Raw genomic sequence first — 504 nt, 5'->3', positions numbered from 1 at the left:
GTCCTAAGGTAGCGAAATTCCTTGTCAGGTAAATTCTGACCCGCACGAATGGCGTAACGACTTGGGCGCTGTCTCAACGAGAGATCCGGTGAAATTTTAATACCTGTGAAGATGCAGGTTACCCGCGACAAGACGGAAAGACCCCATGGAGCTTTACTGCAGCTTGATATTGAATTTGGGTACGATCTGTACAGGATAGGTGGGAGCCGTTGAGCCTTGAGCGCCAGCTTGAGGGGAGGCATCCTTGGGATACCACCCTGATCGTATCTAGGTTCTAACTTGGTACCGTAATCCGGTACGAGGACAGTGTCAGGTGGGCAGTTTGACTGGGGCGGTCGCCTCCTAAAGAGTAACGGAGGCGCCCCAAGGTTCCCTCAGAATGGTTGGAAATCATTCGAAGAGTGCAAAGGCAGAAGGGAGCTTGACTGCGAGACCTACAAGTCGAGCAGGGACGAAAGTCGGGCTTAGTGATCCGGTGGTACCGCATGGAAGGCCTCGCTCAAC

Annotated in this window: 1 rRNA gene; it reads left to right on the top strand. The window is 53.2% G+C overall.

Annotated features, from left to right (window positions below):
- Positions 1–504 (top strand): 23S ribosomal RNA (locus C400_RS0126015); the annotation flags it as partial.

Origin of the sequence: Paenibacillus sp. ICGEB2008 (assembly GCF_000307675.1) — a bacterium.
GTDB lineage: Bacteria > Bacillota > Bacilli > Paenibacillales > Paenibacillaceae > Paenibacillus > Paenibacillus polymyxa.
Note: the sequence above shows the minus strand (reverse complement) of the source record. Positions and strands in the feature narration are given on the sequence as shown.